Origin of the sequence: Arthrobacter sp. AG258 (assembly GCF_004364695.1) — a bacterium.
GTDB lineage: Bacteria > Actinomycetota > Actinomycetes > Actinomycetales > Micrococcaceae > Arthrobacter.
On the sequence record NZ_SOBI01000004.1, the window covers coordinates 129,267 to 148,209 of the forward strand.

Below are 18,943 nucleotides of genomic sequence, written 5' to 3' on the forward strand. Positions count from 1 at the left end.
GGGCGGCACTCCCGGGTGGCACGGGAAGCGCGCGGTCACATTCCGGCAGGACCCAAGGTCAGCCTGCCCTTACTGGAGTCGTGGACTAAATTACGACATGATTGTGTTGTGTATTCCATGACCAATGCTGCTGCTGTGCCCTTGGCGGGGCCGGCTCCCGTGGCTGATGCCGACGAGCGTACCCGTGACCGGGTGCTCGCTGCCGTCCTGGAACACGGACCCGTCAGCGCGGCCGAGCTCGGAGACATGCTGGGATTCACCCCGGCGGCTGTCCGCCGGCACCTGGACCACCTCTCCCGTGCAGGCGTCATCGAGGTCAAAAGGGTGGCGAAGCCCGGTGCGGGTGCAGGCCGTCCCGCCCGCCGCTACGTCCTGAGTTCACAGGGCCAATCGAGCCTGGGCAATGACTACCTGGACATTGCCGCCCTGGCCCTCCAGCAGCTGCAGAAGGTTGCCGGCCCGGACGCGGTGCGCGCCTTCGCGGAAGAACGATTCGCGGACATGGAGCGGCGCTACGCACCCGAAATCGAGGAAGCAGGCCCGGACATCCGGGACCGCGCCACGGCACTTTCGGCCGCTCTGAGCCGGGACAACTTCGTGGCTTCCGCCGCCGCCATCGAAGCGAAGGCGCCGCTGCCCGCCGCGCTGTCCAGCGTGCAGCTCTGCCAGGGGCACTGCCCCATCCAGCAGCTCGCCGCCCGCTTCCCCGTCTTCTGCGACGTCGAAACCGAAGTGTTCTCACGACTGGTCGGAGTGGACGTCCGCCGCCTGTCCACCCTGGCCCGCGGCGGCCACGTCTGCACCACCCACATTCCTACAGGCAGGCTGCCTGCCAAACCGGCCACCGTGCCGGCCGCAGCCCCCGCCGGCCTGGACGAAGTAATCAACCATCAGCAAGAAAGGCCGTGATGACGGACCAACTATCAGAGAAAGCAGTAGCCGAAAACACTGTGATCTCGGAGATTCTGGAAAAGAATCCCGAGCTCCACGGCATCGGCAACTACGAGTACGGCTGGGCTGACAAGAACGATGTCGGCGCCAATGCGCGCCGTGGGCTCAACGAAGAGGTTGTCCGGGACATTTCGGCTAAAAAGAGCGAGCCGGAATGGATGCTTGACCTGCGCCTCAAGGGCCTGAAGTACTTCGACCGCAAGCCCATGCCCACCTGGGGCGCGGACCTGTCCGGCATCGACTTCGACAACATCAAGTACTTCGTACGGTCCACCGAGAAGCAGGCTGCCACCTGGGATGACCTGCCCGAAGACATCAAGAACACCTACGACAAGCTGGGCATCCCCGAGGCCGAAAAGCAGCGCCTTGTTTCCGGTGTCGCCGCCCAGTACGAGTCCGAGGTTGTCTACCACCAGCTGCGTGAGGACCTCGAACGGCAGGGTGTCATCTTCCTGGACACCGATACTGCCCTGAAAGAGCACCCGGAGATCTTCCAGGAGTACTTCGGCACGGTTATCCCGGTGGGCGACAACAAGTTCGCCTCGCTGAACACCGCCGTCTGGTCCGGCGGCTCCTTCGTGTACGTGCCCAAGGGCGTCCACGTGGAGATCCCGCTGCAGGCCTACTTCCGCATCAACACGGAAAACATGGGCCAGTTCGAGCGCACGCTGATCATTGCCGACGAGGACTCCTACGTCCACTACATCGAAGGCTGCACCGCGCCGATCTACACCTCGGACTCGCTGCACTCCGCCGTGGTGGAAATCATCGTCAAGAAGGGCGCCCGCGTCCGCTACACCACCATCCAGAACTGGTCGAACAACGTCTACAACCTGGTGACCAAGCGCGCCATCTGCGAAGCCGGCGCCACCATGGAATGGATCGATGGCAACATCGGCTCCAAGGTCACCATGAAGTACCCGGCCGTCTACCTGGTGGGCGAGCACGCCAAGGGCGAAACCCTGTCCATCGCGTTTGCGGGCGAAGGCCAGCACCAGGACACCGGTTCGAAGATGGTCCACATCGCGCCGAACACCAAGAGCTCCATCATCTCCAAGTCCGTTGCCCGTGGCGGCGGCCGCGCCGCCTACCGCGGCCTGGTCCAGGTCCGGGAAGGCGCCAAGCACTCGGCCAACACCGTGCGCTGCGACGCGCTCCTGGTGGACACCATCTCCCGGTCTGACACCTACCCGTACATCGACATCCGCGAGGACGATGTCCAGCTGGGACACGAGGCCACAGTCTCCCGCGTCAGCGAGGAGCAGCTGTTCTACCTCATGTCCCGCGGCATGCCCGAGGACGAGGCCATGGCCATGATCGTGCGCGGCTTCATTGAGCCGATCGCCCGTGAACTGCCCATGGAATACGCCCTTGAGCTGAACCGCCTCATCGAACTCCAGATGGAAGGATCCGTCGGTTAATGACTGCCGAAGCTACTACTGAAAAGGCGCGCATCGGCGCACCGTCGATCGCCGGTTTCACCGAGGAGGGCGAACACCTCGTTGCCTCCAAGGTGGACCGCCACCACAGCCATGGCGTACAGGTCATGGCCTCCCGCGCCGAGCGCCTCACCAGCCACAAGGTGGCCGATTTCGCGCTGCCGAACGGCCGCGAAGAGGAGTGGCGCTTCACTCCGGTGCGCGAACTGGCGAACCTGCTTTCCGACACGGCCGCGGAAGCCGGCGCCCTGGGCGTCTCCGTCGAAGCGCCCGAGGCTGTCCGCCAGGGAACCCTGCGGGCCGGTGAGGCCCCCCGCGGTGCCACCCTGGTCCCGGCCGACCGGGCCGCCGTCGTCGGCTCCGCCAACTCGGAAGAGGCCCAGTTCATCTCGATCCCGGCCAACACCGAACTGGACGCCCCGGTCCGGCTCGTCCTGACCGGCAACGGGGCGGGACTGCGCACCAACTCCCACCATGTGATCGAAGCCGGGGTGAACAGCCGTGCGGTGGTGATCATCGAACACGACGGCTCGGCCGACCACAACGGCAACGTGGAGATCCTGGTCCGCGAAGGCGCCCACCTCACTGTCGTTTCACTGCAGCTGTGGGGCGACGACGCCAAGCACCTGGCCCAGCACGACGCCGAGGTCGCCAAGGATGCGGTCTACAAGCACATTGCCGTCTCCCTCGGCGGGAAGATCGTGCGGATGAACTCCAACGTCCGCTTCGCCGGTGAAGGCGCCGAGGCCGAGCTCCTGGGCCTCTACTTCGCCGACGCCGGCCAGCACCTCGAGCACCGCTCCTTCGTGGACCACAACGTGGCCAACTGCAAGTCCAACGTCCTGTACAAGGGCGCGCTGCAGGGCAAGGGTGCGCACACGGTCTGGGTTGGCGACGTCCTCATCCAGAAGCAGGCCGAAGGCACCGACTCCTACGAAAAGAACCAGAACCTGGTCCTGACCGAGGGCTGCCGCGCGGACTCCGTTCCGAACCTCGAGATCGAAACCGGCCTGATCGAAGGCGCCGGCCACGCAAGTGCCACCGGCCGCTTCGACGACGAGCACCTGTTCTACCTGATGGCGCGCGGCATCCCCGAGGATGTTGCCCGCCGGCTGGTGGTGCGCGGCTTCCTGAACGAGATCATCCAGCAGATCAAGGTTCCGGCCCTCGAAGAGCGCCTGACCGAGGCTGTGGAACGCGAACTCACCGCAATCGACTACTAGGACGGACGGGCACGAACGCATGAACGGGACTCCCAAGGGCGAGCTGGTGTGCAGCGCCAATGACATCAAGGTCAAGCAGGCGCTGCGTATCCTGGTGGACGGCTATCCTGTGGCAGTCGTCAGGGACTCGATGGGCGACATCCACGCCATCGGCGACACCTGCTCGCACGCGGACATCTCACTGTCCGAGGGCGACGTGGAAGGCTGCGCCATCGAGTGCTGGGGGCACGGCTCCCAGTTCGACCTGCGCAGCGGCCAGCCCCTCCAGCTCCCCGCCTACGATCCCGTGCCCGTCTTTGCCGTCGAACTCGATGGCGACGACGTCTACGTGGACGTCACCAACGTTTTGAACGGCGCGGCAGTAAACAACTACTGAGCGCCCGCAGCACCGGACTTACGAACGAAGAAGAAAGAAGAGCATGTCAACTCTTGAGATCAAGGACCTGCACGTCAGCATTGACACGGAGCAGGGCACCAAGGAGATCCTGAAGGGCGTCAGCCTGACCATCAGGACCGGCGAAACGCACGCCATCATGGGCCCCAACGGCTCCGGCAAGTCCACGCTGGCATCCACCATCGCCGGCCACCCCCGCTACACCGTGACCAGCGGCACCATCACGCTGGATGGCGAAGACGTCCTGGCCATGAGCGTCGACGAGCGCGCCCGCGCCGGTGTCTTCCTGGCCATGCAGTACCCGGTCGAGGTTCCCGGTGTCACCATGACCAACTTCCTCCGCACCGCCAAGACCGCCATTGACGGCCAGGCGCCGGCCCTGCGCACCTGGACCAAGGACGTCAAGGCCGCGATGGAGAAGCTGCGGATCGACGCCGACTTCGCCCAGCGCAACGTCAACGAAGGCTTCTCCGGCGGCGAGAAGAAGCGCGTGGAGATCCTGCAGCTCGAGCTCTTCAAGCCCAAGTTCGCCGTCCTCGACGAGACTGACTCCGGCCTGGACGTCGATGCCCTCAAGATCGTCTCGGAGGGCGTCAACCGCGCCCACGCCGAAGGCAACATGGGCACCCTGCTGATCACTCACTACACGCGCATCCTGCGCTACATCAAGCCTGACTTTGTCCACGTGTTCGTGGACGGCCAGGTCGTCGAGGAAGGCGGCCCCGAACTGGCCGACCGCCTCGAGGAAGAGGGCTACGACCGTTACGCCACGGGCGCCGGTGCAGCCACCATCGCGGCTGCTGCCGCAGCACAGGCCTAGTAAGGACTTGTCATGACCGAAATCAAGCCGGGCCGAACGGCCCTGGAGGACGTCGAAGAGGCGCTCAAGGACGTCATCGACCCTGAGCTTGGCGTCAACGTGGTGGACCTGGGTCTGCTGTACGGCCTCAAGTACTCCGACGACGACGGCGCCCTGCTGATCGACATGACGCTCACCACTGCTGCCTGCCCGCTCACCGATGTTCTCGAGGAGCAGGTGGGACAGGCCCTGGACGGCGTTGTGGACGACTGGCGCCTGAACTGGGTATGGATGCCGCCCTGGGGTCCCGAGCGGATCACCGACGACGGCAAGGACCAGATGCGGGCCCTCGGCTTCAACATCTGAATAAGTACGACGACGGCGGGCCACCTTCCCCAGGGGAAGGTGGCCCGCCGTCGTCGTCCCCACCGGCCCTTTACGCCCCTCGGTAGCGTAGGGCCAGGCGTGGGCCCGGTTAAAGGGTGGCGGCGCTGAAGGTGTCGCACTGCTTGATGTCCCCGGACTGGTAGCCGCGGGCAAACCAGCGCTGGCGTTCCTCGCTGGACCCGTGCGTCCAGCCCTCCGGGGAGACGCGCCCCGTGGCCGCCTTCTGGATCCGGTCGTCACCCACGGACGCGGCCGCCGAGAGGGCATCGTTGACATCCTGCTGGGTGAGCGGTTCCAGGTAGGGCTGGCCGGTGGCCGGGTCCGGAGTGCTGGAGGCATACTTGGCCCACAATCCTGCGTAGCAGTCAGCCTGCAGCTCGGTCCGCACGGAACCGGATTCGGGTCCCTGGGGGTCCTGCTGGGCCCGCCCCAGGTCGCCCAGGAGGTTTTGGATGTGGTGGCCAAACTCGTGGGCCACCACATATTCCTGCGCCAGCGGGCCGCCGGAGGAGCCAAACCGGTCCACGAGTTCCTGGAAGAACCCTGGGTCGAAGTACGCGGTGGTATCGGTGGGGCAGTAGAACGGACCCACCTCCGAGGTGGCGGCCCCGCAAGCGGTATTGGTGCCGCCGCTGAAGATCACTGCTTCGGGGCGGGGATACTGCACGTTGTACTTCTTCAGGTAGCCGGGCCAAAAGGCGTTGAGGCTGTTGACCGTACCGGTGATCCGGCAGTCGAGGCGGGCGTCCGCGTCCGCGCCGGTTTTACAGGCAGGCGCGGTGCCCTGGGATTGTCCGGCGGTCCCGCCGTCGGTCAACCCGCCAAGGAGGTTGGGGTTGATGCCCAAGAGCAGCGCAATGAGCAGCACTAATCCGCCGCCAATCCCGCCCCCAACTTTGACCCCGGTGCCCATGCCCCGCCGGTCCTGGACCTGGGACGGATCCAGCTGCGCATTGTCGTTGAAACTCATAACGTCACAATACCCGCGGCCCGGAGGCTGAATCCGTGCCTGCCGGTAAAGTTGGTCCGTGCCTTTCCTGAACAAGATCCAGCGCTGGGCGGAGCAGCGGCCGCACCACACCGCCGTCGTGGTCGCCGGGCGCCGGCTGGACTGGGCGGAGCTGCGGGACGCTGCCGCAGAGCTGGTGGCGGAGACAAAGTCGGTGACCACCCTCTGCGAGGCCAATTCGGTGGATTTCGCGGTGAGGTTCGCTGCGGCGGTCGCCGGCACCCGGCAGTGCGCGGTCCTCGACCCCTCCTGGCCCGCCGCCCTGCAGGAAGACATTGTCCGCCGGGTTGAGGCGTGCGCGGTTCCTGCCCAGGTGGATCCGGACGACGCCCTGGCCGACGGGCCGCCGGACACCGGATTCCTCATTGGCCTTACCTCGGGAACCACGTCGGTGCCCAAGGCCTTCACCCGCTCCCGGCACTCGTGGCAGCAGTCTTTTGACGCGTCCATCGAGTTCTTCGGCCTGCGCCAGGATGATGTGACCCTCGCGCCCGGCCCGCTGGCGGCCAGCCTGAACCTGTATGCCCTGGCCGAATGCCTTTATGCCGGCTCCGAGTTCCAAACGCTGGAGTCGTTCGACGTCGGCGACGTCCATGCGGCTATTACGCACGACCGGGTAACCCGGCTGGTGCTGGTGCCCACCATGCTGCGGATGCTCAGTGAACGCGGCATGACCGGATGCGTTGACGCATCGGGGATCCGGACCATCATCTGTGCCGGTTCCAAACTCGATGCCAGGACCCTTGAAGCCGCCCGGCGCTGGGCGCCCAATGCGACGATCTACGAGTACTACGGTGCGTCCGAGCTCAGCTTCGTCTCCGGACTCGGACTGGCGGCCGGGCAGCCCGGAACTCCGGGTGGGACCGGCATTGGCCGGCCTTTTCCCGGCGTCGAGGTCAGCATCCGGGATGACGCCGGCACCGGGGTGCCGGAGGGCAGTTACGGCAATATCTGCGTCCGCAGCGGCATGGTCAGCAACGGCTATTTGTGGGGGGACGACGGCGAGGCCCTGCGCTCGTTCGGGAGCTGGTTCACGGTGGGGGACCAGGGCTATCTTGCGGACGGGGAGCTGCACATCCTGGGCCGGCGTGCGGACATGATCCTTACCGCCGGGCGGAACGTCTACCCGCATGAGGTTGAACTGGCGTTGGCCGCCGTTCCAGGGGTGGCCGCAGCGGTGGCTGCCGGCATGCCGGACGACCTGCGCGGGCAGCGTGTGGTGGCCGGCGTGGTCCCGTCCCAGGGCGGAATCACCGCCACCCAGCTGCGGGCCGGGCTGGAGGAGATCCTGGCCAGGGACAAAAGGCCGCTGCAGTACTACGTCCTGCCCGAACTCCCCACCACGGATCGCGGCAAGGTCAGCCGCAGCATGCTGCTGGAATGGATCAACGCCAGGGACCCGCGGGTGCGCAGCCTTGGTGGCTGAGGATCTCCCGGCGGAACGGCAGCCGGTCATCATCGCCGCCCTCCGGACACCGGTCTGCCGGATCAACGGGCCTTTGCGGGCCCTGCGCTCCCATGAACTCCTGGCCCCGGTCTTGCGGGAGCTGGTCGGCCAGGCCGCCCTGGAGCCGTCCGCCGTTGACGACGTCGTCATCGGCAATGCCGTGGGGGGCGGCGGAAACGTGGCCCGTCTTGCCCTCCTGGAAGCCGGGCTGCCGGTCACCGTTCCGGGGCTCACCGTGGACCGGCAGTGCGGCTCCGGCCTGGACGCCATCGTCCTCGCAGCACGGCTGGTCGCCGGCGGCGGCAACCCGGTATACCTTGCCGGCGGAGTGGAAAGCACCAGTACGGCACCGTTGCGGGCGCACCGGAACGACGACGGCGGTCCGGAGTTCTACCATCGCGCCCAGTTTGTGCCGCACAGCTTCGGCGATCCGGACATGGGCGTGGCCGCCGAGACGGTGGCGCAGGAATATGGTGTCGGCCGCGACCGGCAGGATGCGTTTGCGCTGGCCAGCCACCGGAAAGCCCTTGCAGCAGGGCGGGGCGGGACCTTTGAGGGCGAAATCGTGGCCCTGCCCACCCAGGGAGGCACCGTCGCCACCGATGACGGACCGCGGGCCGGCCTCACCCCGGCAATCATGGCGCGGTTCCCTGCCGCCTTCGTCGCCGGGGGCACCGTCACCGCCGGGAACTCGTGCTTCGACGCGGACGCAGCGTCCGCCGTCGTCATGACCTCGCTGCAGCGTGCACGCGAACTGGGCGCCCGGGACGCGCTGCTGGTGCGCGGTACCCACACCGCCGGGGTTGCTCCGGGGGTGCTGGGGATCGGTGCCGCGAGCGCGGCCCGGCAGGTGCTGGCCGGGGCCGGTGTCGCGGCCGGGGACCTGGACCTCGTGGAATTCAACGAAGCGTTCGCCTCGCAAACGCTCGCGTGCCTCGATGAGCTGGGGATCGATCCGGCGGGGGTGAACCTGGATGGCGGTGCTTTGGCCCTGGGGCACGCCTACGGGGCGTCCGGGGCGGTCCTGGTGACCCGGCTGTTCGCGCAGGCACGGAAATCGGGAGTCGATGGCACCTTGGCGATGGCGATGATCAGCATGGCGGGCGGCATGGGAACGGCCGCGCTCCTGGAGTACCGGCGCCTGGGCTGCTGAGCCGGGTTTTTAGCGTGCCCCGTCAGTCCTCGGCCTCGCCCAGGCCGCGGGCGGCGAGCGCTTCCCCGGTTTGCCGTGCGTAGGCCACGGAGGTGATGAATACCGGCAGGACCAGGGCCCGCGGATTGCGTTCCAGGCCCCTGGCCCGCGCGGAGTCCCGTACGTCAGCGAATGTTCCCGCGATGTACGGAATGCTGCGGAGCATGATGCCGATGGTCAGGGCGAAACGCTCAGGGTCGGCACCGAACCTTTCGAAGGGTCGTGCCAGCCGGACGACGCCGTCAAGCAGCTGCTGCACCGGAGTGGTGGCGGTGAGCAGGGACGCAGCAACGACGCACACCAGGATGTTCAGCACAATCCTTGCGCCGGTGGGTGCGCCCAGCTGCCACGCCTGGAAGAGTCCCACCACCAGGAGCACGGGGACCAGCGGCCGGACAGCCCCCCAAAGCCTCTTCCCCCCGGCGCCTGCCGCCAGGAAGAGTCCGCCAAGAACTGCCAGGACCGCAGCAGAGACGCCCCAGTCCACGATGACGAAGGATGCCAGGCCGCACCCAACCACGAGGAGGAACTTCAGCGCCAGCGGTGACCGGTGGAGGAACGAGCTCCCCGGCACGTAATTGGCCAGGAGGAATCCGTGGCCCCTCATGGCGTGTCCGTTGCGGTGTTGATCCTGTTGAGCCCGTCCATGCACCAGGAACGGTAGGCCGCCACGGCGTCGGCCGGGGCGCCATCGAAGGCCACGCGCCCCTGTTCGATAACCAGCACCCGGTCCATTTCCAGGGCAAGGTCCAGGTCGTGGGTGGACATGATGATCTGCTGGTCCAGGCCCGCCAGGGTCCTCCGGAGCAGCTCGCGGTTGCGCAGGTCCAGCAGTGTTGACGGTTCGTCCAGGACCAGGACCTTGGGGTCAATGGCCAGGACGGCGGCGAGGGCCATCAGCTGCCGTTCGCCGCCGGAGAGTTCGTAGATGCTTTGGTCTGCCTGCGTCAGGAGGCCGAGCCGCGCCAGGGCAGCCTCGGCCCGGCTGCGCCGCTCGGCTCCGTTCTTCACCGAGCGGCGCAGTGACAGCTCCACGTCCTCCCGGCCGGTGGGCATCACCAGCTGGGAGAGAGGGTCGGTGAAGACAAAGCCGACGTTCCGCCTGACTTTCCGCACGGCACGTTCTGTGTCGTCGCCGTCGACCGCCACCGTGCCCGTGGTGGGCTGGACCAGCCCGTTGACCAGCCGCAGCAGCGTGGACTTGCCGGAGCCGTTGGCGCCAATGACGCCCACGCGTGGTTCGTCCAGCCGGAGGTTGACGTCATCAAGGAGGACCTTGGGCTGCGGGGAATCCTCTTGTTGGACCGCAACGGTTACCTTGTCGAATGTCACGGTGGGCATGGCTTGCAGTCCTACGCCGTTGCAGGGGTGGCGGCCTGCCGCCGTACCCGGCGGACCAGGACATCGGGGAAGGCGCGGTGCAGCGCGACGGCGATGGCCGCCGCAAGGATGTTCTTGATGACGTCGCCGGGGTAGAAGACAAGGTCGCCCACGAAGGCCTGTTCCAGGGTTGCCTTCGAGTTCAGGGCGATGCCCAAAATGCCCAGGGTGTGGACCACCACAACGCTGGTGGCCGTGGCGGCGAGGAAGAACCAAAGCGCGCGGGCCTTGCTGGTGCGTTTGATGATGATGGTGGCCAGCCAGCCCACCACTCCCGCCGCGATGGGGAAAGCGATGATGTAGCCGGCTGAGGGGCCGGCAAGGATGCCCAGGCCGCTGCGGCCCTGGCTGAAGATGGGCAGGCCGGCGAGCCCCAGGAGGGTGTAGAGCCCGACGGCGGCAAGTCCGCGGGCAGGACCGAGCACCAGGCCGGTGAGCATCACGGCGAGGGTCTGGAAGGTAATGGGGACGCCAAAACCGTTCAGGGCCAACCCCGGCACGAGTGCTGCGCCGGCGACGAGGGCGGCGAAGACGGCAATAAGCCCCAGGTCGGTGCCGTTCCAGCGGCGGCGTCCTGTCGGTTGGCTGTTCGGTGTAGTGGTGCGGGTGTTGCTCATGGCGGTCCTGTCGGGGTTGTACAAGCGGAATCTAATGTACCGCCGACGTTACCGGGGTGGAACGGTGCCTATTTTGTAGGGGGTCTACTACGCCGGGTGCGCGCTGCGTTGGGCTGGGCACAAATTGGCCCCTAGGTTGCCTTCCGACGGCGGGGTGCGGCGGAGCGCGGCGGAGCTGCGCGGAGGTGCGCGGATGCCCGGCCGAGGATGCGCGCGAGGTCGTCAACGTCGCTGTCTGACAGGGCCGCGAACAGCAAGCTCCGCACGGCGTTGATATGGCCGGGGAACACGGCCCCGAGCACGGTGCGGCCGGCGTCGGTGAGTGTCAGGACGGTGCTGCGTTCGTCCTCGGGGGAGGGGGAGCGGGAGACGAGGCCGCGCTGTTCGAGCGATTGCGCCTGGTAGGTCAGCCCGCTGCGGCTGTAGACAACGCCGTCGGCGAGGTCCGTCATGCGCAGCTGCCCGTCCGGGGCGTCTCCGAGGCGGGCCAGGAGCTGGAACTGGACGTAGCTGAGGTCACCGGCATCGCGGAGCTGTTTCTCCACTGCGTGGCGGAGCAGGCTGCTGACCTCCGTGAACGCGAAATACGCCCCGAGCTGGGTTGGGGTCAGGTTCGAGGGTGCTTCGTCCATGGTTCCATCCTAGGGGTTGATTCGAGTTCGAAGCAATGCTACCTTCATTCCATTGCTTCAAATTCGAAGCATCAACTGAAAGGGACAATCATGAAGGCAGTGCAGTTTCACGAGGCAGGCGGCCCCGAGGTGCTTCAGCTCACGGAGATCGAGCAGCCGGTGCCGGCCGCCGGAGAGGTCCGGCTGCGTGTAGCCGCGTCCGCCTTCAATGCGGCCGATAACGGAATGCGGGCGGGATTCCTGCCGATCCCGGTGGTGCTGCCGCACGTTCCCGGCTATGACGTATCCGGCATCGTCGATGCGGTAGGCAAAGGCGTCGAGGGTATTTCGGCAGGCGATCCGGTCATCGGGTTCCTGCCCATGGAACAGGACGGCGGCGCCGCGGACTACGTCATTGCCCCCGCCGATGCGGTCGTGGCCGCCCCGGCGACCATTCCACTGGCTGATGCAGCGGCGCTGCCTTCAGTGGCATTGACGGCCTGGCAAGCCCTCGTTGACGAGGGGCAGCTGGAGGCAGGACAGCGGCTGCTCATTGTCGGCGCCGGCGGTGTGGTGGGCAAATATGCCATCCAACTCGCGAAGCGCGCCGGCGTGCACGTGGTGGCAACCGCAAGTCCACGCAGTATCGACGCTGTCCGTGCGGCAGGCGCGGATGAGGTCATCGACCATACGGCCGTCGACCTGCTCGGCGCCGTCGACGGGCAGGTGAATGTGCTGCTCAACCTGGCTCCGATCGAGCCGGAGCAATTTGCCGCGCTGGTGGCCCTGGTACGCGATGGCGGCGCGGTGGTCAGCACCACGGCATTCATGCAGACGCCGGGCGACGAGACGCGTGGTGTGCGTGCTGCCACCGTCTACGTCCGTCCCAACCGCGAACGCCTCTCAGAGTTGGTATCCCTGGTCGACGACGGGCAACTCACCGTCGAAGTCACCCGACGCATTCCCCTCGCGGAACTGCCTGCCCTCCACGCGGAGGCGAGCGTTGGCCGCGTGCCCGGCAAGGTCATTGTCCTGGCGGGCTGACCTGCTGCCCGAACGTCGGTTTCGGGGATGGCGAACGCTTCCGGCATTCGGGCTTTGCATTGGTGGGCAGGCAAGCAGGCGTTGTAGCCGCCTTACATCGGAGAGAGGATGAACGCACCAGCTGAAATTCTCGGACAAGGACCCGACGATGCCCGAACTCCTCATCGACTTCATCACCTCGCTCGACGGCTACGCGGCTGCGGACGGCTGGCCGGGCTGGTGGGGACTTGAAGGGCCCGAATACCTGGCATGGCTCGGAGATACCCCCGAAGTCGACTACACCGTGCTGATGGGGGCAACGACGTACCGCGTCATGTCAGGCCTCTCCGCTGCCGGCGAACCCGGTACCGAACCTCTGGCCGGTCTGTCGACGATCGTGTTCTCGAAGACATTGCGCGAACCCCTCGCGTGGGCGAACGCTCAACTCGTCGCGCGGGACGCCGTTGAGGCCGTGCGAGAGATGAAGGCAGCCGGGACGACGTCAATGCGCACGATAGGCAGCCTCACGCTGTGCCGGTCGCTACTGAAGGCAGGTCTCGTGGACCGCTTCCGCGTGGTCATCTTCCCCGTCATCACCGGGAGCACCGGCCGAGAGAGGATCTACGACGGGTACCCCGACGTCGCCCTCGACATGATCGGCAGCCGGACCTTCGATGGACGCATCCAGCTGGTTGAATACGTCCCGACCGTGCTGCCAGGGCCCACGGGTTCGTAGATGGTCTGAACGGGACCAGTATTAGCTGAAGCTGAGATCAGATGGATGCTCATCAGTGTCAGTTCGCCTGCAGGGAAGATCCCGCGCAACGCCGGGCCGCGGCGGATCACTCACTCGGCCGGATCGGCGTCCGGTTTCATCCAAAACGGCGAGTAGTGGTAACCGTCAGGATCGTCGAACTGGCGCTGGTACATGAAGGGGTAGTCGTCGGTATCACCGATCCGCCCGCCGGCGGCACCGGCGCGCTCGACGAGCTCATCGACCGCCTCACGGCTCCCGACATCAAACGAGACAGTGACCTTTGACGGCGTATCGGGTCCGCCTACCAGCTCCTCGGCGCCGCCGACGCTCGCATACATCTCGCGGCTGCCGAGCATGACGAACTGCTCTGGTGCGATCGCGAAACATGACACGTTCTGATTGGACATTTCCGGTTTAAGAGTCCAGCCCAGTGCGGTGTAGAAAGCGGTGGCGCGCTCAACGCTGTCAACCGGGCAGGTGATGAAGAGGCTCATGCGGCTCATAGTTGCAAGATGCAAGTATGAGGTCAAGATCCCAGCGGCGGTCCGCAACTGGGCTGGGCGCTGCCGCATTGCCGAGGCGTCCCGCCCGGGTCCGCTGTGGCTTCGCCACTGACTTCCAGCCGGACGATCGCTCGACCACTGGACGTCCCCAACCAAGTCGAATACTGGTTACGCCGGTTTAAGGACTGTCACACGACATGTCGGCACATCTGTCTGCCGCCATGAGCGGGACTCAGACAGCAGACTTCGCACCAAAACAGGGGTTTGCGGGAAGCGCCTGCTTGGTACCCTGTGCCGTATGCCCATCAAACTTGAAAACGTCGGCATCGCCGTCAGCGATCTGGAAGCAACAATCGCGTTCTTCACCGACCTCGGCCTCACCGTCCTGGGCCGCGACACGGTCAGCGGCGACTGGGCAGACACGGCTGTGGGCCTGGACGGCAACCACGCCAAAATTGCCCTCCTCCAGACCCCGGACGGCAACGGCCGCCTCGAACTGTTCGAATACATCCACCCCGATGCAATCCCCACAGAGCCCACCCTGCCCAACGAAATCGGCATGCATCGAGTGGCCTTCTCCGTTGACAGCATCGAGGATGCCCTTGGCATTGCTGCCAGGCACGGCTGCCACCCGCTGCGCGGCGTCGCAACGTATGGCGACGTCTACAAACTCTCCTATGTGCGCGGCCCCAGCGGAATCATTGTGATGTTCGCCGAGGAACTGCAGAAGGGCTGAGGACGCCCGGCGGCCTGCAATATACTCCGAACATGCCCATCACGCACCCTGCCCCAAATCCCTACCGCCGCAATAACACTCTGCGCGGAGGCCGGCTGTGAGCGGCGGTCTCGTCGCCCTGCTCGACGACGTGGCAGCGCTGGCCCGGATCGCGGCCGCCTCGGTGGACGACGTCGCGGCCGGCGCCGCAAAGGCCGGAGCCAAGGCCGCGGGCGTGGTCATCGACGACGCCGCCGTCACCCCGCAGTACGTCTCAGGTGCGGACCCGGCCCGGGAACTGCCAATGATCAAAAAGATCTTCTGGGGCTCGATTCGCAACAAGCTCTTGATCATCCTCCCGGCCCTGCTGCTCATCAGTGCGTTCGTTCCCGGGATCATCCCCTTCATCCTCATGCTGGGCGGAACCTACCTCTGCTATGAAGGAGCGGAGAAGGTCTGGCACAAGTTCCGTGGCGGCCATCATGACGCCGGGGAGGCTCCGGCCGTGGAGCGCGGGCACGACGCCGAGGCAAAAGTGGTCAAGGGCGCCATCACCACCGACTTCATCCTGTCCTGCGAAATCATGGTCATCTCCATGAATGAGGTCGCAACGGAATCCATTTGGGTCCGGGCGTTCATTCTGGTGCTGGTGGCGTTTGCCATCACGGTGCTGGTTTACGGTGCGGTGGCCCTCATCGTCAAAATGGACGATATCGGGCTGCACCTGATGGACAAGGACTCGTCACGTTCCAAGCGCATCGGTGAACTGCTCGTCAGGGGGATGCCGGCCGTCCTGGCGGCCATCACGTTCGTCGGCACGATTGCCATGCTGTGGGTTGGCGGCCACATCATGCTGCAGGGGGCCCACGATCTCGGCTGGCACGCACCCTACGACCTCGTCCACGCCCTGGAGCACCCGGTGGAATCCGTTCCAGCCGTCGGCGGCCTCCTCGCGTGGCTCGTCAACACTTTGTGCTCGGCGGTACTGGGACTTGCCTGGGGCCTGGTGGTCCTGGCAGTCGTGGGCCCGCTGATGAAAGTGCTGCCGTTTGGCAAGGCCAAAGAAGCCAAGGACGGTCATGACGCGGCCGGCCGTCGGCAGTCGGAGAATCACCAGGGCTGACGCCGCGCGGCGAACAACAGCCTCCGCTAGAACGCGTAGCGGATCCGGCAGTACGGCGCTATGTCGGCGACGAGTGTGGAGAGCTGCCGCACGTAACCGGCCTTCGCCCGCGCGCGGTACCTGACGTTGCTGAAGCCGTTCGACGAGACCTTGGCTTCCTGCAGGCCGGGACGCCACAGCACCTCCTCTGCCTGCGGGTGCCAGCCAAGGTTGACGTTGTGCAGCTGCTCATTATGGGTGAGGAAGATGACCTCCGCCGCCAGTTGGGCTTTGGCTTCGGGGGTCAGGGTTGCGTCGAGTTGGCGCAGCAGTTGTTCCCAGTCCGCAAGCCAGGTATCCGTGATGATGACCGGGGAGAAATTCACGTGCACTTCGTAGCCGGCTGCAACAAAGTCGTTGATGGCGGCCATCCTGTCGGCAACCGGCGATGTGCGGACATCGATGGACTTTGCCAGGTCCGCGGGCATCAATGAAAAGCGGATCCTGGTGTGGCCGCCATGGTCCCATTCCAGCATCGCGGGGTTGACGAACTTCGTGGCGAAGGAGAGCTTGGCGTTGGGCAGTTCGCGGAACAACGCGACCAGCTCTTCCACGTTGTCGCTGATCAGGGCGTCTACGGAGCAGTCGCTGTTTTCTCCGATGTCATAGACCCAGAGCTCAGCGTCGCACTGGTTGGGCTCCAGCTTGATCCCCTGGCGGGCGGCATGCCGTTCGATGGCTCCGGCGATCTGCCCGATGTTGGCGAACACGGTGACCGGGTTGCTGTAGCCCTTGTGGCGGGGAACATAGCAGTAGGCGCACGCCATGGCGCACCCGTTGGCGGTCGAGGGTGCGATGAAGTCCGCAGAACGCCCGTTGGGCTTGACGGCCAGCGACTTCTTCACGCCGAGGACCAGCGCCTCCGTCTTGATCCGTGACCACCGCGGGACGTTCGTTTCGTCACCGTGGACGTCCGGAATGTTCCAATGGTTCTCCACCAGCACAACGTCGGCATCCGGCCAGCGTGCCACGATCTCCTGGCCACGGGGCAGCTCCAAAGCTTCAGGCTGGGCATAGATGCGCCGGACCTGGAGGAGACGGTCAAATTCCATGCACCCCATTCTCCATGGGTGCAGGAAGCCGGCATCCGCACGCCACGGCCGGTGCCGGCACCGATAGTCCACTGGCCCGGAGGTTGAAATTGTGGTGGCCTGCTGGACGGTAGACTGGACTGTGCCGTTCTCCGGCCGTTTACCGCCCCGCCCAACCACAGACGCTCCGGGCCGCGGCTTATCCCTGTTTGTGAAAGGCCTTACCTGCTGTGATTACTGTCCAGGATCTTGAACTGCGTGCCGGCGCCCGGCTCCTCATGGACCAGGTGAGCTTCCGCATCGACAAAGGGGACAAGATCGGCCTGGTGGGCCGGAACGGGGCCGGCAAGACCACGCTGACCCGCGTCCTTGCAGGGGAGGGGCTTCCGGCTGCCGGCAAGGTCACCCGCAGCGGCGAAATCGGCTACCTTCCCCAGGATCCGCGGACCCCTGACATGGAGCAGCTGGCCCGGGACCGGATCCTCTCTGCCCGTGGCCTCGATATCGTCGTCGGCAAACTCCGCAAGGCGCACGATGAGATGGCCAGCGAGGACCCCGAGGTCCAGCGGAAGGCCATGAACCGCTACGACCGGCTGGAATCGGAGTTCCTGGCCGCGGGCGGCTACGCGGCCGAGGCTGAAGCGGCGTCGATCTGTTCCAACCTCGCCCTCCCCGACCGCCTGCTGAACCAGCCGCTGAAGACGCTCTCCGGCGGGCAGCGGCGCCGCGTGGAGCTGGCCCGCATCCTGTACTCCGATGCCGAGACGATGCTGCTGGACGAGCCCACCAACCACCTCGACGCCGACTCCATCGCCTGGCTGCGTGACTTCCTGAAGAACCACCAGGGCGGCCTGATCGTCATCAGCCACGACACGGACCTGCTGGAAGCCACCGTCAACAAGGTGTTCCTGCTGGACGCCAACCGTGCCCAGATCGACTTCTACAACATGGACTGGAAGCGCTACCTCCAGCAGCGCGAAACGGATGAGCGCGCCCGCAAGCGTGAACGCGCCAATGCCGAAAAGAAGGCACAGGTCCTCATGGACCAGGCCAACAAGATGCGGGCCAAGGCCACCAAGGCCGTCGCCGCGCAGAACATGGCCAAGCGTGCCGAACGGCTGCTCAGCGGCCTGGAAGCGGTCCGCGAGCAGGACCGCGTGGCAGCGCTTCGTTTCCCCGATCCGTCGCCCTGCGGCAAGACCCCGCTCACCGCGGACGGGCTCAGCAAATCCTACGGTTCGCTGGAAATCTTCACCGACGTGGACCTGGCGATCGACCGCGGCTCCAAGGTGGTCATCCTGGGGCTCAACGGCGCCGGCAAGACCACCCTGCTGCGCATGCTCGCCGGCGTGGACGCACCGGACACCGGCGAGGTCATCCCGGGCCACGGGCTCAAGGTGGGCTACTACGCCCAGGAACACGAAACCCTGGACCACGACCGCACCGTGCTGGAGAACATGCGCTCCTCCGCGCCGGACATGAAGGACGCCGAGGTCCGCGGCATCCTGGGCTCGTTCCTGTTCTCCGGCGACGACGTCGACAAGCCCGCCGGCGTCCTCTCCGGCGGAGAGAAGACCCGCCTGGCCCTGGCCACCATCGTGGCTTCCAGCGCCAACGTCCTGCTCCTCGATGAACCTACCAACAACCTGGACCCCGCCAGCCGCGCCGAAATCCTGGGCGCCCTGCGGAACTACACCGGCGCCGTCGTCCTGGTCAGCCACGACGAGGGCGCGGTGGAGGCCCTCAACCCCGAACGCGTCGTCATGCTCCCGGACGGTGTGGAGGACCTCTGGAACGAGGACTACCTGGACCTGATCACCCTGGCCTAGCGGACGGTCAGCTCCCGGGCCGCGGTCATGCGGAGCAGCTGCTGGTAGGTGATGCTGAACATGGAGTTATGGTCGCCTGCTCCGGCCCAGAGCACTTCGTGTTCCCGCAGGCTGGTATCCAGGAGGCTCCTGATGGGCGCGGGGTGGCCCACCGGTGCCACGCCGCCCACCTGCTGGCCCGTGTGCTCCAGGACAAAGTCGGGGGAGGCCCGGCGGATCCTGCCGTGGCCCAGCTGCCCGGCCACCAGCTTCGTGTCCACCCGCGCCGCGCCGCTGGCGAGGATCAGCAGCGGCCGGCCGTCCAGCTCAAAAACCAGGCTGTTGGTAATGGCCGCAACGTCGCACCCCAGCGCTTCCGCCGCTGTCAGGGCGGTGGGGACGCCGGCAGCAAAAGTCCGCACCGTATCCGGTAACCCTGCTTCGAGCAGTGCCGAGCGCACCAAGGCGACCGGGCCGGCGTCGTACCCGCTCATT

The 18,943-nt window shown here is 66.1% G+C and carries 21 protein-coding genes; 13 read left to right on the forward strand and 8 right to left on the reverse strand.

Features of this window, described 5'->3' with window-relative positions:
- The first annotated feature begins 15 nt into the window (after positions 1-15).
- The 6 genes from DFO47_RS09775 to DFO47_RS09800 are packed head-to-tail and all read left to right on the forward strand — an operon-like array spanning position 16 to position 5,172.
- On the forward strand, positions 16-909 hold the full coding sequence (locus DFO47_RS09775) for a crosslink repair DNA glycosylase YcaQ family protein (protein ID WP_347876401.1): 894 nt from the start codon (positions 16-18) through the stop codon (positions 907-909).
- A complete protein-coding gene (sufB, locus tag DFO47_RS09780) occupies positions 909-2,372 on the forward strand; it encodes a Fe-S cluster assembly protein SufB (RefSeq protein ID WP_018761274.1) in 1,464 nt (487 codons plus the stop codon). The genes DFO47_RS09775 and sufB overlap by 1 nt, the downstream gene beginning before the upstream one ends.
- The gene (gene sufD, locus DFO47_RS09785) at positions 2,372-3,613 is read left to right on the forward strand and encodes a Fe-S cluster assembly protein SufD (RefSeq protein ID WP_109044624.1); all 1,242 of its coding nucleotides are present in this window, start codon (positions 2,372-2,374) and stop codon (positions 3,611-3,613) included. The genes sufB and sufD overlap by 1 nt, the downstream gene beginning before the upstream one ends.
- Before the next feature lie 19 nt (positions 3,614-3,632).
- The gene (locus tag DFO47_RS09790; protein ID WP_018761276.1) at positions 3,633-3,989 is read left to right on the forward strand and encodes a non-heme iron oxygenase ferredoxin subunit; all 357 of its coding nucleotides are present in this window, start codon (positions 3,633-3,635) and stop codon (positions 3,987-3,989) included.
- Between the two features lie 43 nt (positions 3,990-4,032).
- Complete coding sequence (sufC, locus tag DFO47_RS09795; RefSeq protein ID WP_109044623.1) at positions 4,033-4,827, forward strand: Fe-S cluster assembly ATPase SufC; 795 nt, start codon at positions 4,033-4,035, stop codon at positions 4,825-4,827.
- Between the two features lie 12 nt (positions 4,828-4,839).
- On the forward strand, positions 4,840-5,172 hold the full coding sequence (locus DFO47_RS09800; RefSeq protein ID WP_018761278.1) for a metal-sulfur cluster assembly factor: 333 nt from the start codon (positions 4,840-4,842) through the stop codon (positions 5,170-5,172).
- Between the two features lie 109 nt (positions 5,173-5,281).
- Here the strand turns inward: DFO47_RS09800 and DFO47_RS09805 are convergent, their stop codons facing one another.
- Positions 5,282-6,163 carry a neutral zinc metallopeptidase gene (locus tag DFO47_RS09805; protein WP_133831526.1) on the reverse strand — a complete coding sequence of 294 codons (882 nt, stop codon included), beginning with the start codon at positions 6,161-6,163 and terminating at the stop codon, positions 5,282-5,284.
- 58 nt (positions 6,164-6,221) lie between these two features.
- Here DFO47_RS09805 and DFO47_RS09810 point away from each other — a divergent pair, with 58 nt between their 5' ends.
- Positions 6,222-7,628 carry an AMP-binding protein gene (locus tag DFO47_RS09810; RefSeq protein ID WP_133831527.1) on the forward strand — a complete coding sequence of 469 codons (1,407 nt, stop codon included), beginning with the start codon at positions 6,222-6,224 and terminating at the stop codon, positions 7,626-7,628.
- Complete coding sequence (locus DFO47_RS09815) at positions 7,618-8,802, forward strand: thiolase family protein (protein ID WP_133831528.1); 1,185 nt, start codon at positions 7,618-7,620, stop codon at positions 8,800-8,802. The genes DFO47_RS09810 and DFO47_RS09815 overlap by 11 nt, the downstream gene beginning before the upstream one ends.
- A gap of 22 nt (positions 8,803-8,824) precedes the next feature.
- Here the strand turns inward: DFO47_RS09815 and DFO47_RS09820 are convergent, their stop codons facing one another.
- The 4 genes from DFO47_RS09820 to DFO47_RS09835 all read right to left on the reverse strand — a co-directional run bounded on the left by DFO47_RS09820 (position 8,825) and on the right by DFO47_RS09835 (position 11,470).
- Entirely contained in the window at positions 8,825-9,448 is a 624-nt protein-coding gene (locus DFO47_RS09820) for an energy-coupling factor transporter transmembrane protein EcfT (protein WP_133831529.1), read from the reverse strand.
- Positions 9,445-10,182: an ABC transporter ATP-binding protein gene (locus DFO47_RS09825; RefSeq protein ID WP_133831530.1), complete on the reverse strand. Its 738-nt coding sequence runs from the start codon at positions 10,180-10,182 to the stop codon at positions 9,445-9,447. The genes DFO47_RS09820 and DFO47_RS09825 overlap by 4 nt, the downstream gene beginning before the upstream one ends.
- 11 nt (positions 10,183-10,193) lie before the next feature.
- Entirely contained in the window at positions 10,194-10,838 is a 645-nt protein-coding gene (locus DFO47_RS09830; RefSeq protein WP_109044618.1) for a biotin transporter BioY, read from the reverse strand.
- Between the two features lie 131 nt (positions 10,839-10,969).
- Entirely contained in the window at positions 10,970-11,470 is a 501-nt protein-coding gene (locus DFO47_RS09835; RefSeq protein WP_109044617.1) for a MarR family transcriptional regulator, read from the reverse strand.
- 90 nt (positions 11,471-11,560) lie between these two features.
- On the opposite strand from DFO47_RS09835, the gene DFO47_RS09840 reads away from it, so the two are divergent.
- On the forward strand, positions 11,561-12,493 hold the full coding sequence (locus DFO47_RS09840; RefSeq protein WP_133831531.1) for an NADP-dependent oxidoreductase: 933 nt from the start codon (positions 11,561-11,563) through the stop codon (positions 12,491-12,493).
- Positions 12,494-12,641: 148 nt separating this feature from the next.
- Complete coding sequence (locus DFO47_RS09845; protein ID WP_109044615.1) at positions 12,642-13,208, forward strand: dihydrofolate reductase family protein; 567 nt, start codon at positions 12,642-12,644, stop codon at positions 13,206-13,208.
- Between the two features lie 110 nt (positions 13,209-13,318).
- Here DFO47_RS09845 and DFO47_RS09850 read toward each other — a convergent pair whose 3' ends face one another.
- The gene (locus DFO47_RS09850; RefSeq protein WP_133831532.1) at positions 13,319-13,723 is read right to left on the reverse strand and encodes a VOC family protein; all 405 of its coding nucleotides are present in this window, start codon (positions 13,721-13,723) and stop codon (positions 13,319-13,321) included.
- 307 nt (positions 13,724-14,030) lie between these two features.
- Between DFO47_RS09850 and DFO47_RS09855 the strand changes: the two genes are divergently transcribed.
- Positions 14,031-14,468, forward strand: coding sequence for a VOC family protein (locus DFO47_RS09855; protein ID WP_018761289.1), 438 nt, complete (start codon positions 14,031-14,033; stop codon positions 14,466-14,468).
- Positions 14,469-14,565: 97 nt separating this feature from the next.
- Complete coding sequence (locus tag DFO47_RS09860) at positions 14,566-15,570, forward strand: DUF808 domain-containing protein (RefSeq protein ID WP_133831533.1); 1,005 nt, start codon at positions 14,566-14,568, stop codon at positions 15,568-15,570.
- A 26-nt stretch (positions 15,571-15,596) separates the two neighbouring features.
- Here the strand turns inward: DFO47_RS09860 and DFO47_RS09865 are convergent, their stop codons facing one another.
- The gene (locus DFO47_RS09865) at positions 15,597-16,661 is read right to left on the reverse strand and encodes a spore photoproduct lyase family protein (protein ID WP_133831534.1); all 1,065 of its coding nucleotides are present in this window, start codon (positions 16,659-16,661) and stop codon (positions 15,597-15,599) included.
- A 209-nt stretch (positions 16,662-16,870) separates the two neighbouring features.
- On the opposite strand from DFO47_RS09865, the gene DFO47_RS09870 reads away from it, so the two are divergent.
- Positions 16,871-18,469, forward strand: coding sequence for an ABC-F family ATP-binding cassette domain-containing protein (locus DFO47_RS09870; protein WP_018761292.1), 1,599 nt, complete (start codon positions 16,871-16,873; stop codon positions 18,467-18,469).
- Here DFO47_RS09870 and DFO47_RS09875 read toward each other — a convergent pair.
- Positions 18,466-18,942 carry a YbaK/EbsC family protein gene (locus DFO47_RS09875; RefSeq protein ID WP_133831535.1) on the reverse strand — a complete coding sequence of 159 codons (477 nt, stop codon included), beginning with the start codon at positions 18,940-18,942 and terminating at the stop codon, positions 18,466-18,468. The two genes, DFO47_RS09870 and DFO47_RS09875, sit on opposite strands and share 4 nt — an antisense overlap.
- Position 18,943 lies beyond the last annotated feature (1 nt).

Excerpts from the sequence above, each read along its gene's own strand:
- DFO47_RS09855 (WP_018761289.1), top strand. The coding sequence starts at position 14,031 with ATGCCCATCAAACTTGAAAACGTCGGCATCGCCGTCAGCGATCTGGAA.
- DFO47_RS09875 (WP_133831535.1), bottom strand. The coding sequence starts at position 18,942 with ATGAGCGGGTACGACGCCGGCCCGGTCGCCTTGGTGCGCTCGGCACTG.
- sufD (WP_109044624.1), top strand. The coding sequence starts at position 2,372 with ATGACTGCCGAAGCTACTACTGAAAAGGCGCGCATCGGCGCACCGTCG.
- DFO47_RS09845 (WP_109044615.1), top strand. The coding sequence starts at position 12,642 with ATGCCCGAACTCCTCATCGACTTCATCACCTCGCTCGACGGCTACGCG.
- DFO47_RS09820 (WP_133831529.1), bottom strand. The coding sequence starts at position 9,448 with ATGAGGGGCCACGGATTCCTCCTGGCCAATTACGTGCCGGGGAGCTCG.
- sufC (WP_109044623.1), top strand. The coding sequence starts at position 4,033 with ATGTCAACTCTTGAGATCAAGGACCTGCACGTCAGCATTGACACGGAG.
- DFO47_RS09825 (WP_133831530.1), bottom strand. The coding sequence starts at position 10,182 with ATGCCCACCGTGACATTCGACAAGGTAACCGTTGCGGTCCAACAAGAG.
- DFO47_RS09800 (WP_018761278.1), top strand. The coding sequence starts at position 4,840 with ATGACCGAAATCAAGCCGGGCCGAACGGCCCTGGAGGACGTCGAAGAG.
- DFO47_RS09835 (WP_109044617.1), bottom strand. The coding sequence starts at position 11,470 with ATGGACGAAGCACCCTCGAACCTGACCCCAACCCAGCTCGGGGCGTAT.
- DFO47_RS09805 (WP_133831526.1), bottom strand. The coding sequence starts at position 6,163 with ATGAGTTTCAACGACAATGCGCAGCTGGATCCGTCCCAGGTCCAGGAC.
- DFO47_RS09840 (WP_133831531.1), top strand. The coding sequence starts at position 11,561 with ATGAAGGCAGTGCAGTTTCACGAGGCAGGCGGCCCCGAGGTGCTTCAG.
- DFO47_RS09850 (WP_133831532.1), bottom strand. The coding sequence starts at position 13,723 with ATGAGCCTCTTCATCACCTGCCCGGTTGACAGCGTTGAGCGCGCCACC.
- DFO47_RS09830 (WP_109044618.1), bottom strand. The coding sequence starts at position 10,838 with ATGAGCAACACCCGCACCACTACACCGAACAGCCAACCGACAGGACGC.
- DFO47_RS09865 (WP_133831534.1), bottom strand. The coding sequence starts at position 16,661 with ATGGAATTTGACCGTCTCCTCCAGGTCCGGCGCATCTATGCCCAGCCT.
- sufB (WP_018761274.1), top strand. The coding sequence starts at position 909 with ATGACGGACCAACTATCAGAGAAAGCAGTAGCCGAAAACACTGTGATC.
- DFO47_RS09790 (WP_018761276.1), top strand. The coding sequence starts at position 3,633 with ATGAACGGGACTCCCAAGGGCGAGCTGGTGTGCAGCGCCAATGACATC.